Here is a 691-nt window from a genome sequence, read left to right as displayed (position 1 = left end):
ATAGCGGTCCGCCCGCGGAAAGGGGTGTGCGGGGCAGGCCATCCACACTAACGGGGCATTCGCGTGACCCCGTTGCCGTGTTCGAGGGAGAGACCGGGCTCACCTGGGGATGAACCCGGTGTGGTTGAAAACACCTCGGACCCGTTACGGGCGCGTGGTGGCGCTTCGACCAGCCGTAAGGGGAGACTGGAGAGCCGATCGTCCCGGCGCGAGCCACGCGCCGCCGACGTACAAGGAGGCAGTCCGTGCCGCACGTCCTGGTCCTCAATGCGTCGTACGAGCCGCTCGGCGTCGTACCGCTCCGCCGCGCGCTCGTCCTCGTCCTGGAGAACAAAGCCGTCTCCCTGGAAGAATCCGGCGCCTTTCTGCACAGCGCGACGAAAGCCGTCCCCGCGCCCAGCGTGGTCCGGCTCAAGCGCTTCGTGCGGGTCCCCTACCGGGGGCCCGTTCCACTCACCCGCCGCGCACTGTTCGCCCGTGACGGAGGGCGCTGCATGTACTGCGGCGGGGTCGCGACCAGCGTCGACCACGTGATCCCGCGCAGCCGGGGCGGGCAGCACGTGTGGGACAACGTGGTCGCCGCGTGCCGGCGGTGCAACCACGTCAAGGCGGACCGGCACCTGCTGGAGCTGGGCTGGCGCCTGCGCCACCAGCCGGCTCCGCCGTCGGGACTGGCCTGGCGCATCATCGG

Annotated in this window: 1 protein-coding gene; it reads left to right on the top strand. The window is 70.6% G+C overall.

What is annotated here, in order from left to right; genetic code table 11:
- Positions 1-245 precede the first annotated feature (245 nt).
- The coding region (locus G3I78_RS46640; protein ID WP_164436660.1) for an HNH endonuclease at positions 246-691 on the top strand (446 nt) is incomplete at its 3' end.

The organism is Streptomyces sp. SID13726 (assembly GCF_010548375.1).
Taxonomy (GTDB): Bacteria; Actinomycetota; Actinomycetes; order Streptomycetales; family Streptomycetaceae; genus Streptomyces.
This window is presented reverse-complemented; position numbering and strand designations above follow the sequence as displayed.